We start from the raw sequence: 15863 nt of genomic DNA on the forward strand, positions 1-15863 counted from the left end.
TCACGGCCTGAATAAATGCCTGATGGGACAATCTCTAGAATCCAGCTTTAATGAATGAGCAGCGGGAATCGCTGACTAATGATACCCCTATTGAAGCGGTATAAAATGTTACGCTTTTTCAAGCACAACAAAAGCGATAGCGTTGTCTTTTTCATCAGAGAGACTGATATGCATTGAGGCAATGCCATTCGCCTCTTTAAGCTCCAGACCATAGTCGTACAACACCAGTTCAGGAGCCCCGGAACTGGTGTTTCGAACTTCAATATGTTGAAAGGATAGCTTCCCAATACCAGTGCCAAAAGCCTTAGATACAGCTTCTTTTGCAGCAAACCGTTTTGCCAGCCAAGCAGGGGATCGGGATCGGTCACGCCAGGTTTGATATTCATTTTCCGTTAAAATCCGCCGGGCAAATGCATCACCCAATCGTTCGATTGATCGCGCAATTCGATCAACCTGAACGATATCCGTACCGATCCCGACAATCATTTAAATTGCCCTGACCGATGCCTGCAGCATCAACGCTTTCATTTCCTGCACCGCCGGCTTGAGTCCTGTGAAAAGAGCACGGGCAATAATGGCATGACCAATGTTCAACTCGTTAATACCTGCGATCATGGCCACCGGCTCAACGTTCTGGTAATTCAATCCATGTCCTGCATTCACCACCAGACCATGTTCCAGACCACAAATCACTGCTCGCCTGATACGATCAAGCTCTTCTTCCATTGCTTTTGCTGTGCTGGCCTCTGCATAGGCACCAGTATGCAACTCGATAGCAGGGGCACCCGCTTTTACCGCCGCTTCAACCTGCTCGATGTCTGGATCAATAAACAAAGACACTTCGATGCTTTTATTACCCAACCTTTTGCAGGCATCGGCAACACCATTAAACAGCCCTTTAACGTCCAGCCCACCCTCGGTAGTAACCTCCTCACGCTTTTCAGGCACCAGGCACACATGTTCAGGCATAACTTTTTCTGCAATGGCGATCATCTCTTCAGTTACCGCCATTTCAAGATTCATTCGAGTCTGTAAAACATCCCGGATTCGGTAAACATCGTGATCCTGTATATGGCGACGATCTTCACGCAAGTGGAGTGTAATGCCATCGGCTCCGGCCTCTTCCGCTTCAATAGCCGCCTGAACCGGATCCGGGTAGCGGATACCGCGAGCCTGCCGAACGGTGGCAATATGATCAATATTCACGCCTAACAAAATGCGTTGATGAGGAATCATGGCTATATTTCCAGCTGAAATCGGTGAGAATGGCGAAATATTAGTGATTGGCCGCATCAATTTCAATGATTCTCTTTGGAATCGTTGGCGCCGAAGACCTTCGGGCAAACAGCATGCGGCTTTGTAATGGGCGATCACCAATCAACAGCTTCATGGCCTGACGATTAAAACGCTTGAAATCGGCATATTGGTCCGGCGCACCGAAATCTCTTTCTGAAAGCGCCTTCAGGCTGCTGGAAGAGAAACAATAGGCTTGTAGATAGTGAGGTACTGTAGCTGGAACCGGCATCAACCCATGCTCTGGGTCAAAACGGTAGACTGAATTATCTTTTAAAGGTTCATTGTTCTGGGAATCCCAGTCCAGCGGTGGTGCATAGCCACAAAGCTCCAACAAATCCAGCTCGAAAGAGCGAAGGAGTGGCTCAATGGGTTGTTCAGATTTCAAATCGGACAACACTGCCTGATAGAGTTCAACAACACCATCAACTAACTGACCTGGTATTAAAGCTCTCATTAAGAGCTCATTGATATAAAATCCGCAGTAAAGCCGTTGCCCGGCCAAAAAGTTCATCTGGCCTGGCTCGAGATCCACCAGAGTTTTCAAATCAGTACGACCTTTCCATCGCACCATCAGCTGGTGAAAAGGTTGTAACAGTGAGCCAAGGGAGGAACGGGACTGTCGAACACCACGGACGACCATGGCCACACGACCATGGTTTTCTACCAGAAATTCTGCAATCACCGAGCGTTCTTTGTAAGAACGTCGGTGTAATAACCAGGCACGATGAAAATCACCGCTGTGTTTACCGGAGAACGTATTACTGGTTATGGTCATAACCCAGGCTTTTCAAAGCTCGCTCGTCATCGGACCAGCCGGCTTTCACTTTTACCCAGAGATTCAGCATGATTTTGGTGTCAAACAGCAATTCCATATCCTTCCGGGCTTCCTGACCGATGAGCTTCAGCCGCGAACCACGATCACCGATCACAATGGCTTTTTGTCCGTCACGCTCAACCAGAATCAGTGCACTGATGGTGGTCAACGGACCTTTTGGTCTCATTTCCTGTTGAAATTCTTCAATCTCAACGGTGATCTCATAAGGCAGTTCATCACCCAGCTGACGCATGACCTTTTCACGCACCAGTTCCGCGGCTAAAAACCTTGAGCTTCGATCAGTTAACTGGTCTTCCGGAAAGTGATGAACACCTTCAGGAATCAAACCTGTGATCAGCTCACCCAACTCTTTCAGGTTATGGCCATTTTGCGCAGAAATGGGCACAACCCCATGGAAATCCATTTTACTGGAAAGCATTTCAAGGTGCGGCATAAGCTTCGCTTTGTCCGCGATTTTATCCACCTTGTTCACGGCCAGAATGACCGGACAACGGGCGCCTTGAACTTTCTCAAGCACCATCTGGTCTTCTTCATTCCAGGTCAGGCGATCCACCACAAACACCACGGCATCAATACCGGCCAGAGCACTGCTGGCCGCTTTATTCATGTAGCGGTTAATGGCTTTCTTCTGCACCTTATGCATGCCTGGCGTATCCACAAAAACAGTTTGCACACCGTTTTCTGTTTGAATACCCAGCACCTGATGGCGCGTTGTCTGCGGACGTCGAGACGTAATCGACAGCTTCTGCCCCAACAAGTGATTCAGCAGAGTCGACTTACCCACATTGGGTCTGCCAACAATCGCCACATAACCACAACGGCTTACAGGGGAGTCCGCAGAGTTTTCATCAGAGATCATCAATACTTCAACTCTTTATTCAACTTATTCAACGCCTAATAATTTTAAGGCGTTTCGTGCCGCTTGCTGTTCAGCACCACGGCGACTGGAACCCTCACCCATGGATGGCTCACTCAGAGACTCAAGGGTGCACAGCACAGAAAAATGCTGATCATGGGCTTCACCTTGAATATCAGTAACCTGATATTTAGGCAACGACTGTTGTCTTGCCTGCAGGTATTCCTGCAAACGGGTTTTCGGGTCTTTGTTCTGTTCATCGGTGGTGGTCAGTTGATCGAGACGACTGGCAAACCAGTCACGGATACGCTCATGGCAAACCGCCATACCAGCATCCAGATAGATCGCACCAATGATCGCTTCCACCGCATCTGCAAGGATGGATTCACGACGAAAGCCACCGCTTTTCAGCTCACCAGAACCCAGCTTCAGAAAGTCACCAAGACCAAACTCTTTACCCAGCTCGGCAAGCGTTACACCGCGTACCATTCTGGCACGCAGGCGACTCAACTGACCTTCACGGGCTTCAGGAAAGCGCTCATAGAGCGCTTCTGCAATGACAAAATTCACAATGGAGTCGCCCAGAAACTCCAGACGCTCATTATTTCGACTACCGTAGCTTCGATGAGTTAACGCCAGCTCCACTAGCCCAATATCCGAAAACTCATGCCCAAGCTTTTTCTGCAGGCGGGGCAGTTTATCAATTTTCACTAATTACCAGCTTTCCAGTCATGTTTGAATGATAAAATCATATCGACATTATGGAACACATGAACACGACGTTCATAATCGATATCAACCTTTACGACGCCATTTTCACGAGCCACAATAATCTCATTTTTCTCAAGCTTAACAGCATTCAGTTGCAAGCCTTTCTGAATCCAGGTTCTGACTTGATTCACTGATGCCGTTGAAGAACCCGGACGATTGGTCAGAGATTCCGTCACATTCTTAACTGCATGGTCATCCATATACAGGGGCATCAACTTCAGCCCCAGAGACAGAACAACACCACCAATCAATAGAAAAACCAACCAGCTTAAAGCGCTGCTCCCCCGTTGCCGGCTCTTCATTCCATACATTTTACGCACTCCATATTGAAACAATATTTATCAGTTAATCGATCCATTGTTTTTAAAATTAGGCAGTTGAGTCCAGCTGGGCCAATGCATCCAGATGTAAACTGCCTTACCCACAATATTGGCTTCCGGCACGAACCCCCAGTAACGACTGTCATTACTGCGATCCCGGTTATCCCCCATAACAAAATACATACCTTCGGGCACAACCCACTCGCCTTCGGCACGATAGTCATTACTTGTGAGTTCCTTACGAATTTCGTATTCCTCACCGGGCTTACCTTCCGTGTAGAGGCGATATATAGAGCGTTGATCACTCAGCTGCGCTACGAATTCTTCGGGTAACAACTCATCATTCACTGAAACCCGCTTACCCTGATAACGAATCACATCACCCGGCAAGCCAATCACCCGTTTGATAAAATTGATGTGCTCTTGCCCCGGCTGCTTGAACACCATGACATCACCACGTTCTGGGTCATCCACCGACAGCACTTTAGTTCCTATCACAGGTAAACGAAGCCCATAGTCGTACTTATTTACCAGAATAAAATCCCCTACCTCAAGGGTTGGGATCATAGAACCTGACGGAATTTGAAAGGGTTCAAACAAAAAAGAACGAACCACCAGTACAAACAGCAGTACCGGGAAAATGGATTTAGCCGTTTCCACCACCGCAGGCTCTTTCGACACTTCACTGATCGCTGAGTCGACTGCATCACTGCCTCCACCCTGCTCTTTCACACGGGCAACAGCCGCCCGCCGCCTTGGCAACAGGAATAGTCGGTCAATCAGCGCAATGATACCCGTGATAAACACCGCCAGTACCAACAGCAGTGGAAAATTAAAATCCATGCATTTCTTCTCTATAAATGTGCTCGAACTGTTTTATGAAATTATACCAATGGCGTTTTTAAATTTTGGAACGAGCAAGTTATTTTGGCCGACTGGGCAATACCCATAGGGCATAAAGGCGAAGAGACGAGGCATAGCCATAGCTATGGCGAGGAACTTCAACGCAGACCCAGTCGGCCAAAATAGCTGCGCAGCCCATAATTTAAAAACAGTATTGGTATTATTACTTGTCGACCTTCAATACGGCAAGGAACGCTTCCTGCGGAATTTCAACGCGGCCAACCTGCTTCATGCGTTTTTTACCCGCCTTCTGTTTTTCCAGCAGCTTACGCTTACGACTCACGTCACCACCATAGCACTTGGCCGTTACGTTTTTGCGCAATGCTTTAACGGTGGTACGGGCGATAATCTGACCACCAATCGCCGCCTGTATGGCCACATCAAACATCTGACGATGAATAATTTCTTTCATTTTCTCGGTCAGAACCCGGCCACGGGAAACGGAATGATCTTTGTGAACAATCAACGCCAGCGCATCCACTTTCTCACCATTGATCAAGATATCAACACGCACCATTCTAGACGCTTCGAAGCGATCGAACGAATAATCCAAAGAAGCGAAACCACGACTCACGGATTTCAGGCGATCAAAGAAATCCAAAACCACTTCGCTCATGGGAATATCGTAGGTCAGGGAAACCTGACTTCCGGTAAACTGCATATCTTTCTGTATACCACGTTTCTCAACGCAGAGAGAAATGACATTGCCAAGATATTCCTGGGGCACCAGAATATTCGCTCTGGAAATGGGTTCGCGAATTTCCAGAATTCCGGCGGGATCAGGCAGCTTGGATGGGTTATCCACTTCAATCACATCACCGTTTTTCATCTCACACTGGTAAATAACGGTGGGCGCTGTGGTGATCAAGTCCAGATCGTATTCGCGCTCAAGGCGTTCTTGAATGATTTCCATATGCAGCATACCCAAGAAGCCACAACGGAAACCAAACCCTAGTGCATCACTGCTCTCTGGTTCATAAAAAAGAGAGGCGTCGTTCAGGCTCAGTTTTTCCAGCGCATCACGAAAATCTTCAAAATCATCAGAGCTAACCGGGAACAGACCGGCATAAACTTGAGGCTTAACGCGCTTAAATCCTGGCAGTGCATCCACACCCTGAGTCTTAATATGCGTCAGGGTATCACCTACTGGCGCGCCGTGGATGTCTTTAATACCCGCCACCACGTAACCTACTTCACCGGCTTTCAGAATACCGGTTGGCGTGCGCTTAGGCGTAAAGATACCGATGTTGTCCACCACATGAGATTGCCCCGTGGATTTAACAACAATCTTTTCGCCTTTTTTCAAAGTGCCGTTCTTCACCCGAACCAACGACACAACACCCAGGTAATTATCAAACCACGAATCAATGATCAGCGCTTGCAGGGGTGCATTTACATCACCTTCCGGTGCTGGAATGGTAGACACCAGACGTTCAAGCACTTCCTCAATACCCAGTCCGCTTTTGGCAGAACAGCGCACGGCATCTGTCGCATCAATACCAATAATTTCTTCAATTTCCTGGGAGACGCGTTCTGGTTCCGCTTGAGGAAGGTCCATTTTGTTAAGAACGGGCATTACTTCGAGGCCCTGCTCAATGGCGGTGTAACAGTTCGCCACCGATTGTGCCTCTACACCCTGACCGGCATCCACCACCAGCAATGCGCCTTCACAGGCAGAGAGTGACCGGGAAACTTCATAGGAGAAGTCTACGTGCCCTGGTGTGTCGATAAAGTTCAGCTGATACGTGTTGCCATCTTTTGAATGGTAATCCAGCGTAACACTCTGGGCTTTAATGGTGATCCCACGTTCTCGCTCCAGATCCATGGAGTCCAGGACCTGAGCCTGCATTTCCCGATCACTGAGACCACCACAGGTCTGGATAAAACGGTCGGCCATGGTGGACTTACCATGGTCGATATGGGCAATGATTGAGAAGTTACGGATTAAGCTAAGATCGCTCACGATAGTATCACTACAAAAAGTTGTCCCCGCCGATGCGGGGACTTTGTTAATCTGGTTACGCTGTTTGCGCTGCGCGTCTGACTGTTGCTACTTGGTAGCCGGGAAAACACTTGTCATTGTTCATCAATGAGCAATTGTATGCGGCAGCATGCACTAAATCCCCAATATTCTATAACAGCTCATGGCATTACTCCATGCTCTGATCACACTCTAATCGTTAAATGACGCTGTTTGCGTCCCTTCATCACTTCAAAGGGATCGCAAACAGGCTGGCTATTCCGGTAGGCGAAAGGTCAGGTAACCAGGGTTCCCACCACGAATCACCCGCATTGAAATAGATCGATTTCTCGGCAACCCTGAAACCACTCTATCGAACTGCTTAACCGTGGACACGCTGGTATTATTCAGGTCGGTAATAATATCCCCCTGACGTAAACCTATGGAACGGACAGCCCCACGGCTGACACCAACGACAACCAGACCCTGCACATCTTTTTCTAAACGGAGTTTGGTTCGATAATCATCATCCAACTCCGCAACCTGCACACCGAGTGGATTTTTATCGCTATTTTGTTTGCCACTTGTCTTCTCAGCGCCCGTATTTTCATCAGGCAACTGACCTACTTCCACATCAACCGTTTTGCGTTTGCCATTACGCACGAACTCCAGCTCAACTTTCTGATTAGGGCGAACAACACCAACAGACATGGGTAGAATACCGGAATTGGTAATCGTACGACCATTGAATGCAATAATAATATCCCCTGGATGAAGCTTTGCCTTATCGGCAGGACCACCGGGCACCACCTGACTGACCAGCGCACCTTTGGGCTTTTCAAGGCCAAATGATTCAGCCAGATCACGATCAACATCCTGAATAGCAACACCCAACCAGCCCCGGGTCACATAACCTTTTTCTTTCAGCTGCTCCACCGCCCACATGACATGATCCACAGGGATAGCAAAGGACAAACCCATAAATCCACCGGAACGGGTGAAAATCTGGGAATTAATGCCAATCACTTCACCTTGCATATTGAACAGCGGCCCACCGGAATTACCCGGATTGATAGGCACATCTGTCTGAATAAAAGGCACATAAGAGTCACTTGGCAGGCTTCTATTTAACGCACTGACAATGCCTTTAGTGATGGAGTATTCAAAATTGAACGGGGAACCAATCGCAGCCACCCATTGACCCGGCTTAACACGATCAGAGTTACCAATTTTGACCACCGGTAAGCTGCGATCACTATTAATTTTGAGCAGTGCAAGATCGGAGCGCTTATCAGAGCCAATCAATTCGGCAGCGCGCTCACTACGATCACTTAACCGAACAATAATTTGATCCGCACCATCCACCACGTGATTGTTGGTAAGGATGTAACCATCTGGCGAAATAATAAACCCAGAACCCAGAGACATCGGTTGATTTCGACCCGACATGCCTTCATCGGGTAATGGTATACCAAAATAGCGGCGGAAAATTTCTGGGAGTTCTTCGCCACCAGGACCATAGACCTGCTGTCTTGCTTTCGGCTTGGACAATGTACTGATATTCACCACCGCAGGGGAAGCCTTCTCAAATAAGCTGGCAAACCCAGGCAAACCATCCGCATCGGACGATGCTTGCACCATTGTCGTTTGTAATAGCAGCATTGAGGCAACAATACTGAGGAAAAATCGTCTGAAAAGTGTTGTCGTTCGACTCATAAGATAGGATGTCTCCGGAACTGTTTTAACGTCATTGACCGTGATCAATCTACCCTTTCGGATGGACTTATTATTACCCGACAGTCCGCCAATATATTACGCAGACTGCTTCTCAGACTGAGACAAAACCCGGGTTACCACTACACGACACAATTTGTCCGATCCACCAGATCTGGCTTTCACCCAGACAAAGCCCACCATGAGGCTAACAATGGCAGAAAGTGATAATTGTGCCTCGCTCATCCCAATTAACGACCCAAACCAACAGACAAACAGCATCAAAAACAACGGCACCAGATACATAAGGAAAGAAGCTTTCAGTAAAGCACTTTCAGGAACACCGACCATAATGGAAGCACCGGCTTTTAATAGACTCTCATCCACATCAGATGAAACCGTTGCTTTGATATAGGAAAGTGCTGATTTATTACTGTACTTTTCTGAAAGGTGCTGACCGCAACCTTCTCGAACACCACAACTTGAACAACTGGATTGCCTTTGCGTTTCCACCCAGACATAGCCATCTTCAAGTGCAACTATTCGACCCTGCTCTTCTACCATTTTCCATAAGCCTGATATCAATGGGATAAAGCACCCTATGAAAGTGATGAACAATCTCATAGGGCTATTAATAATAAAAAAAAACAGGTACCCGTCGTCCAGTACTCTTACCGGATCATTACATCAGGGTTGATCAGTGACTGGACGAACAGAAACCGCCACTCGCTCAGCGGTTCCGAGAGGAATGTCACCAACAACGGTAACATGATAGTACTGATTATTATCTCGATAGACTTTTGATACCGCCGCCATTGCACCTATCTTTTCAGAGGCCTGACTCAGAACCCGGGAGTCATCTTCCTCCACAAACACCGAAAAGCTGGCGATTCCATCAGAGTAAACTCGGCTAGTCACTTCATGATCACTGACTGGAGAAGCCCTGACCGCCTCGTTATCAAGGACAAAACCATCTGGCAGCCAACCTGACTCCCAGCTAAATTGGGCAACGGTTTTATCTGAACCCGACTGGAGGTCTATCGTCTTTGCAGTTTCAGGAAGCTCTCTCGACAATAAATTATTTTGCCTTTCTGAGAGCGGCCCTACATTTAAATCGGTAAATTGCAGACGCTCAATGATAACGCCCTGCTCATCAACCAGCAGCGACTTTAAAAGTAATGCAGAAGCTCTATCTATCCATAACTGATAACCATATCGAAAACGATCTTTGGGCAGTAACAACAGAACATAAGCTTCCCTGCCGGCAACCCGGTCAACTCCTGCAATTTTGGCCTCATAAAGCTCATTGCCAATATTACCTTGAAATTTACTCACCATGGGAATCAGGGAGCCCCGTTGAAACTTGGTCACTCCCTCACGACGACTGGAAAAATAAAATTCTTCACCCCTTCGAAGCGCTTCCCTGGGCAACCCATCCAAATAAAGAATGCGCTCACCTTCTGGTAGCCCACCGCCTTCGGCACGATGAATAATACTGATCCCCTCAAGATGACTTCCCTGCTGGTATACCAGCTCTCCCTGAAAACTGAGTTCCCGAGAGGATTTAACCATGCTGGCGAGAAGATCTACCCCTTCGGAGGTAGCGTCAGCATAAACAGACTGACAACCAATAAGCCCGGATAACAACAGGGCTCGGGAAATCCATTGTTTGTATCTCATAGTTTATTGGGTATCGAAACTGGTCAATCTAGCAAAGGGTAAGAGGCTTTGTCCAAGCCCTACGGCTGAGTATTCCGCATGCTGAAGTGCATAGGCATGAAAGCGTTCCCGCGTTGCCCGGTCGGCAATACTTTGGGCATAGGCCAATTGCTCTGGAGTGACCGTTGCATGCTGCCGGGAGTTATACCCCGCACGAATCCCTGTTGCACCGTAACTTGTGTTACCACCAGCCTGAGCGAGTTGTAATGGTTGGCTGAGTACTGCCTGCTCCCCTGAAAACGCAAGAGGTTGTGATGCTGGCTCAGGATTTAGCATCCGCACACTGATCACCAGCGCTGCAGCGACGGATGCAGCCATAGCCACCTTACCCAGATATTCCCAGCCATTTTTCAACGACATGACAGCTGTAGCACCAGATACAGAATCAGTTACGTACTTAGGGGGCTTATCACTAGCACCAGAAGAGGAAATGCCAGGTTCATTTTCAAGTGCTGACATAACCGCACCCGAGATATCCACCTTCGCAAAACGATTTGTCTCATCCCTGACGCCATCACTTATCTGCTGATACCGACCGGCAAGACGTCGCAAATCAGCATCATTCTGAAGACCACCAAGCACCCGGTGCAACTCAAGGTCGTTTGCCTGTCCATCAAGAGTTGCAGACAATGATTCTTTCAACCGTTCTCTGGAACGGTTTTGAGAGTTCTTCTCACTCACTGACTAATCTCCGATCCAATCGCCCTTTCAGGCTGCAGAAAAATTAGATTCATTCAACCACCCTGCCCCAGTAAAGGGCGGATCTCCCGGTCAATGGCTTCCCGGGCTCTGAAAATTCGTGACCTTACGGTACCCACCGGGCAATCCATAACATCAGCAATTTCTTCATAGCTGAGTCCGTCAAACTCCCTGAGCATCACAGCGGTTCGAAGCTCATCCGGCAACCGCCGTATAACTGAATGAATCACCTGCTCAATCTCATCACAATATAGATTGCGCTCTGGCGTATCAACTATGCGCAGGCTGGTAGCGGTTTCCAGAAAGTCCGCATCATGGACATCGACATCCGACTCAGGCAGGCGACGACCTTTAGACACCAGATGATTCTTGGCAGTGTTCACTGCAATTCGATACAACCAGGTGTAAAAAGAGCTGTCACCACGAAACTTATCCAATGCCCGGTAGGCTTTGATGAATGCTTCCTGAGCGACATCCTGCACCTCCTGAAAATCATTCACATAACCGCCCACAAGACCAAGAATCCTGTGCTGGTATTTGATCACAAGCATGTCATAAGCACGTTTGTCACCCTGCTTGACACGATCGACCAGCTGCTGATCTGAGTCCTGACTGTTACCCATTCAGACTTCTCCACCAAAACATGGCAGGCAAGCCAAAAATGGTACACCCGTACATGAAATAAACTCAGCTATAGATATTGAGACAATCAAAATGATGAAAAGTTCCTGACATTTTCAATTTTTTACTTTATAAGTCATTTGCCTATGCAATCCTTTAACCTTTACAGACAATTAGCGCTTTTGCACACGATACGATTACCCAGATAGATTTGCATGATATGCATCCCAATAGTGCGAACTGCCGTGTAGAAAATTAATGATCTGAACGATAGCGTGATGAAACTGAAGCCCAGTTACCATCATCGACTCGATAAAAAAACGCTTTAACATCAACAACGCTACCTTGCATCTTGGCTTGTTTGCGTTCAGGATGCCCGACCATGGTTTTCGAGCTGTTCCCATATGCCTGAAGTCTTAGCAACACAGGCTAGCACAGTAATACAGATTACAATTTTTTTCTTAGAAATAATATGACGGATCAAGGAACCGAACCTTTAAGGCGAGTCGACCACAAGACACTCCGCAAGGTGCCTGATCCCTGATCGTAGACAAGACAAGTGAGATTTTATGAAGCCTTTTGATTACGACGTAATCATCATTGGCTCAGGCGCTGCAGGCCTGACCACCGCCCTGCAACTGCCCGATCATTTTCGCATCGCGCTGTTCAGTAAAGACTCTTTAAGTGCCGGCTCCACTTATTGGGCCCAGGGCGGCGTTGCTGCGGTACTGGATCAAGTGGGTGACAACATTGAACAACATATAAAAGACACCTTAATTGCTGGCGCCGGACTCTGCAAAGAAGCGTCTGTGCGACACATCGTCGAACACGGTCAGTCTTCAATTGAATGGTTAATTAATCAGGGCGTGCCCTTCACTCCGGATCAAGATCAGAACCGCCCTTATGATTACCACTTGACCAGAGAAGGCGGCCATAGCTCCCGCCGCATTATTCATGCCGACGATGCCACCGGCAAAGCCATCTCAGAAACGCTGATCCAGCAAGTACAAAATAAACTCAACATCGATCTCTACCCCTATCACCTCGCTATTGATTTGATCACCACCAGCAAACTGGGCATAGATGACCACCGTTGTGTTGGCGCGTACATGCTGGACTTGAAAAACGAAGCAATAAAAGTATTCAGAAGTCGTTGTACGGTGATTGCCTCTGGTGGTGCCAGCAAAGCGTACCTTTATACCAGTAATACCGACGGTGCTTCCGGTGATGGTATTGCCATGGCCTGGCGAGCGGGCTGTCGTGTCGCAAATATGGAATTCAACCAATTTCACCCGACCTGTCTTTACCACCCTAATGCCAAATCATTTCTGATCTCCGAAGCCGTTCGTGGTGAAGGTGGACTATTAAAGCGCCCCGATGGCTCATTGTTTATGAAAAACTATGATCCTCGGGCCGAACTGGCGCCAAGAGATATTGTAGCCCGGGCCATTGACCATGAAATGAAGCGTCTGGGTGCTGACTGCTTATATCTGGACATCAGTCATAAGCCTGTCGAATTTATCCGCTCCCATTTTCCAACGATTTATGAACGCTGTCTGGGCTTTGATATCGATATCACCAAAGATCCTATTCCTATCGTCCCCGCAGCCCATTACACCTGTGGTGGCATCGTCGTCGACGAACACGGTCAGACCGATACCGAAGGCTTATTCGCCATTGGCGAGTGCAGCTTCACCGGATTACATGGTGCTAACCGCCTTGCCAGCAATTCATTACTGGAATGTTTTGTCTCTGCCAGCAGTTGCGCACAAAAGATCAGTGACAACTTCCAGCACTATCCGCAACCACCCACTCTGCCCGACTGGGATGAAAGCCAGGTTATCGATTCCGATGAGAATGTCGTTATCGCCCACAACTGGGATGAACTCCGTCGCTTTATGTGGGATTACGTCGGCATTGTCAGAACCGACAAACGCCTGCAACGGGCCATGCACCGGGTCCGGCTGCTGCAGTTTGAGATCCATGAATTCTATAGCAACTTTAAAGTCAGCAACGATCTCATTGAGCTGCGTAATCTCGCCCTGGTATCCGAACTGATCATCCGTTGCGCCATAGAACGCAAGGAGTCCCGAGGCCTGCATTACACACTGGATTACCCGGAACTGTCGGAAACAATCAGGGATACCGTGTTGGTTCCGGAGAGTTTTCATGCTTCCCAGAAAACAAAACAGGCCCATCCAGTAACAGCCTGAGCCGGAAGGCGTGCAGCTCTATTGGATCAGCGCTGTCCGGAAACAGTACGAGGTAACAGGAGCGCCTGTTACCTTCCGGCTGCAACCTGAAACAAATAAGAAAAGACGTGACGACCGCATCCCCTTTTGGCCAGGCCCTCAGCCATTGCTCCCCAATGCGTACACGCCATTGATTATCAAACAACCTGATGGCCGACAAACTGTGGGGCTGATGTAAACAGTGGTATCGACGATAACCCCAGACCATCAGAACCATAATAAGAAGGGTCAGCAGAAAGGCGGTCAAAAAAGAGAGAGAAGACAGCCATAGGGCAATCATTGCTGCGATATGGCTGAAAAGACTGATAAGCAAACGGTAACGTGAAGGTTTCAGATGAACTTCACACAATTTGATTGTCTTTTTAGATGGCTGCTTACATAGCCTCGCCCTGGTATCGTCCACGATCAAGCACCCGGTCTACCATCCTGCTCAATTCAGGGTCTGCAGGGCGATCGCCACTCATAAACCAACTGAACAGATCAGGATCTTCGCATTCCAGTAAACGCACATAGGCGAGCTGGTCAGCTTCATTCATTTCCGGCAATGCGTCTCTGGTGAAAGGTTCCAACAAAACATCCAGTTCCAGCATGCCACGACGACTGCGCCACTGCAGGCACTTCAGTTGATCTTGATCCAGCATTAGACCATCACTCCACAGAATAATTCTGCGGACGATTATACCTATTGTTACGGAAAATAATCCTCTATTATTGCCACAAATCCGATAGCAGAGTAATCCGATGAGTTTCGACTGGAAGGCTTTCTTAACAAAACAAGGTGCACACTTTGATGGTGACGCACTGACCGGCTTTTCTACCCAGCCAGCTTCCCTGAGCAGCAATGCGGTCTCGATACTCAGTGGACACCGTCTGATCCGAATCTCAGGACCGGATCGCCAGAAATTTCTTCAAGGGCAGATTTCCACTCACATGCTCCAATTACAGCCAATGCAATACAGCACTGGCGTTGCCTGTACACCAAAAGGCCGGATGTACAGCAGTTTTCATATTATTGATGATGGTGACAACTATCTGCTGATGTTGAAGTCCGATATTGCTGAATCAACAGTGGAAACCCTGAAAAAATACGCCGTCTTTTTTAAAGTAGAACTGACGAATGCCTCTGAATTCATTAGCCTTGGGTTCTCCGGTGATGATATTCAGTCAATACTTCCAGAGATTTTTGCCGGCATTGATTTACCCCGGAAAAATGACGTCATTGCTATCAATGGCGACGGTTTTCTCCACGCTATTGCTGGTATCAACCAACGCTACGGACTATGGCTGAAATCTGAAGCCCTGGAAAAGGTTTGGTCAAGCCTGATCAAAAAACTCACACCTGCCGGTGAAGATTTCTGGAGCCTGCTGAACATTCAATCTGTCATGCCTGAAGTCAGCAGCCACCTAATTGAAGAATATATTCCACAACATCTGAACCTACCTTCGCTAGGCAGCGTCAGCTTCAAAAAAGGGTGTTTTACCGGTCAGGAAATCGTCACCAGAATGCAAAACCTGGGTCAGCAGAAGAGCCGGTGCTACCGACTCACACTGCCTGGAAGTGAACAACCAGCGGTCAATACCAAACTGTTTGATGGTAACGGCAAGCCCGCTGGGGAAATTATTCAGGCAGTCACCAATCCATTTGAAAAGACGATCGAAATGCTTGCCGTCGTTCGAATTGAAGCCGCCGAAGCCAATCAGGTATTTATGACCGCGGATCAAGCAAAGCCGCTGCAGGTTCATGAAATTCCATACACCATTGATCCCAAAAAAGAGCTGCAACAATAAACCCATGTAGTCGCCCGGCACACCGGGCGTCGCAGCTTTCAATTAACGTTAACCGTATTCCGTATTCCGAAAAAGCTTGAGCCACTCGCGCTTTACGGACTACGGATAACGAATAGCCGGCAACGGTCTC

The 15863-nt window shown here is 48.0% G+C and carries 17 protein-coding genes; 2 read left to right on the forward strand and 15 right to left on the reverse strand.

Annotated features, from left to right (window positions below; all coding sequences use genetic code 11):
- Window positions 1-108 precede the first annotated feature (108 nt).
- From acpS to rpoE, 13 genes are all read right to left on the reverse strand, one after another.
- Entirely contained in the window at window positions 109-486 is a 378-nt protein-coding gene (gene acpS, locus Q1B11_RS16180) for a holo-ACP synthase (RefSeq protein WP_299734351.1), read from the reverse strand.
- Entirely contained in the window at window positions 487-1236 is a 750-nt protein-coding gene (gene pdxJ, locus Q1B11_RS16185; protein WP_299734352.1) for a pyridoxine 5'-phosphate synthase, read from the reverse strand.
- A gap of 40 nt (window positions 1237-1276) precedes the next feature.
- Window positions 1277-2071, reverse strand: coding sequence for a DNA repair protein RecO (gene recO, locus Q1B11_RS16190; protein ID WP_299734353.1), 795 nt, complete (start codon window positions 2069-2071; stop codon window positions 1277-1279).
- Window positions 2055-2990: a GTPase Era gene (gene era, locus Q1B11_RS16195; RefSeq protein ID WP_299734354.1), complete on the reverse strand. Its 936-nt coding sequence runs from the start codon at window positions 2988-2990 to the stop codon at window positions 2055-2057. The genes recO and era overlap by 17 nt, the downstream gene beginning before the upstream one ends.
- Before the next feature lie 24 nt (window positions 2991-3014).
- The gene (gene rnc, locus Q1B11_RS16200) at window positions 3015-3692 is read right to left on the reverse strand and encodes a ribonuclease III (RefSeq protein WP_095210387.1); all 678 of its coding nucleotides are present in this window, start codon (window positions 3690-3692) and stop codon (window positions 3015-3017) included.
- A gap of 5 nt (window positions 3693-3697) precedes the next feature.
- The gene (locus tag Q1B11_RS16205) at window positions 3698-4069 is read right to left on the reverse strand and encodes a DUF4845 domain-containing protein (RefSeq protein WP_299734355.1); all 372 of its coding nucleotides are present in this window, start codon (window positions 4067-4069) and stop codon (window positions 3698-3700) included.
- 30 nt (window positions 4070-4099) lie between these two features.
- Window positions 4100-4921: a signal peptidase I gene (lepB, locus tag Q1B11_RS16210; RefSeq protein WP_299734356.1), complete on the reverse strand. Its 822-nt coding sequence runs from the start codon at window positions 4919-4921 to the stop codon at window positions 4100-4102.
- Window positions 4922-5144: 223 nt separating this feature from the next.
- A complete protein-coding gene (gene lepA, locus Q1B11_RS16215; protein WP_299734357.1) occupies window positions 5145-6944 on the reverse strand; it encodes a translation elongation factor 4 in 1800 nt (599 codons plus the stop codon).
- A gap of 273 nt (window positions 6945-7217) precedes the next feature.
- Complete coding sequence (locus tag Q1B11_RS16220; RefSeq protein WP_299734358.1) at window positions 7218-8657, reverse strand: DegQ family serine endoprotease; 1440 nt, start codon at window positions 8655-8657, stop codon at window positions 7218-7220.
- 96 nt (window positions 8658-8753) lie between these two features.
- Window positions 8754-9218 (reverse strand): SoxR reducing system RseC family protein, encoded by a 465-nt coding sequence (locus Q1B11_RS16225; protein WP_299734359.1) that lies wholly within the window; start codon window positions 9216-9218, stop codon window positions 8754-8756.
- A 123-nt stretch (window positions 9219-9341) separates the two neighbouring features.
- Window positions 9342-10334 (reverse strand): MucB/RseB C-terminal domain-containing protein, encoded by a 993-nt coding sequence (locus Q1B11_RS16230; RefSeq protein WP_067518279.1) that lies wholly within the window; start codon window positions 10332-10334, stop codon window positions 9342-9344.
- 3 nt (window positions 10335-10337) lie between these two features.
- Window positions 10338-11054, reverse strand: coding sequence for a sigma-E factor negative regulatory protein (locus tag Q1B11_RS16235; protein WP_299734360.1), 717 nt, complete (start codon window positions 11052-11054; stop codon window positions 10338-10340).
- Between the two features lie 53 nt (window positions 11055-11107).
- A complete protein-coding gene (gene rpoE / locus Q1B11_RS16240) occupies window positions 11108-11695 on the reverse strand; it encodes an RNA polymerase sigma factor RpoE (RefSeq protein ID WP_299734361.1) in 588 nt (195 codons plus the stop codon).
- A 567-nt stretch (window positions 11696-12262) separates the two neighbouring features.
- Here rpoE and nadB point away from each other — a divergent pair.
- Window positions 12263-13906, forward strand: a complete 1644-nt coding sequence (gene nadB, locus Q1B11_RS16245) for an L-aspartate oxidase (protein WP_299734362.1) — start codon at window positions 12263-12265, stop codon at window positions 13904-13906.
- Here nadB and Q1B11_RS20470 read toward each other — a convergent pair.
- Together Q1B11_RS20470 and Q1B11_RS16250 are read right to left on the reverse strand one after the other, a co-directional pair.
- Complete coding sequence (locus tag Q1B11_RS20470) at window positions 13830-14348, reverse strand: protein YgfX (protein ID WP_366139482.1); 519 nt, start codon at window positions 14346-14348, stop codon at window positions 13830-13832. The two genes, nadB and Q1B11_RS20470, sit on opposite strands and share 77 nt — an antisense overlap.
- Complete coding sequence (locus tag Q1B11_RS16250; protein WP_067518290.1) at window positions 14320-14586, reverse strand: succinate dehydrogenase assembly factor 2; 267 nt, start codon at window positions 14584-14586, stop codon at window positions 14320-14322. Before Q1B11_RS16250 ends, Q1B11_RS20470 begins: the two co-directional genes overlap by 29 nt.
- Window positions 14587-14686: 100 nt before the next feature.
- On the opposite strand from Q1B11_RS16250, the gene Q1B11_RS16255 reads away from it, so the two are divergent.
- Window positions 14687-15733: a hypothetical protein gene (locus Q1B11_RS16255; protein WP_299734363.1), complete on the forward strand. Its 1047-nt coding sequence runs from the start codon at window positions 14687-14689 to the stop codon at window positions 15731-15733.
- Window positions 15734-15863: the final 130 nt, after the last annotated feature.

Source organism: uncultured Endozoicomonas sp. (genome assembly GCF_947495845.1).
Taxonomy (GTDB): Bacteria; Pseudomonadota; Gammaproteobacteria; order Pseudomonadales; family Endozoicomonadaceae; genus Endozoicomonas.

Coding starts and splice junctions, on each gene's coding strand:
- Q1B11_RS16205 (WP_299734355.1), bottom strand. CDS start 4,069: ATGTATGGAATGAAGAGCCGGCAACGGGGGAGCAGCGCTTTAAGCTGG.
- era (WP_299734354.1), bottom strand. CDS start 2,990: ATGATCTCTGATGAAAACTCTGCGGACTCCCCTGTAAGCCGTTGTGGT.
- Q1B11_RS16250 (WP_067518290.1), bottom strand. CDS start 14,586: ATGCTGGATCAAGATCAACTGAAGTGCCTGCAGTGGCGCAGTCGTCGT.
- Q1B11_RS16255 (WP_299734363.1), top strand. CDS start 14,687: ATGAGTTTCGACTGGAAGGCTTTCTTAACAAAACAAGGTGCACACTTT.
- Q1B11_RS16220 (WP_299734358.1), bottom strand. CDS start 8,657: ATGAGTCGAACGACAACACTTTTCAGACGATTTTTCCTCAGTATTGTT.
- pdxJ (WP_299734352.1), bottom strand. CDS start 1,236: ATGATTCCTCATCAACGCATTTTGTTAGGCGTGAATATTGATCATATT.
- nadB (WP_299734362.1), top strand. CDS start 12,263: ATGAAGCCTTTTGATTACGACGTAATCATCATTGGCTCAGGCGCTGCA.
- recO (WP_299734353.1), bottom strand. CDS start 2,071: ATGACCATAACCAGTAATACGTTCTCCGGTAAACACAGCGGTGATTTT.
- lepB (WP_299734356.1), bottom strand. CDS start 4,921: ATGGATTTTAATTTTCCACTGCTGTTGGTACTGGCGGTGTTTATCACG.
- rpoE (WP_299734361.1), bottom strand. CDS start 11,695: ATGGGTAACAGTCAGGACTCAGATCAGCAGCTGGTCGATCGTGTCAAG.
- Q1B11_RS16230 (WP_067518279.1), bottom strand. CDS start 10,334: ATGAGATACAAACAATGGATTTCCCGAGCCCTGTTGTTATCCGGGCTT.
- Q1B11_RS16225 (WP_299734359.1), bottom strand. CDS start 9,218: ATGGTAGAAGAGCAGGGTCGAATAGTTGCACTTGAAGATGGCTATGTC.
- acpS (WP_299734351.1), bottom strand. CDS start 486: ATGATTGTCGGGATCGGTACGGATATCGTTCAGGTTGATCGAATTGCG.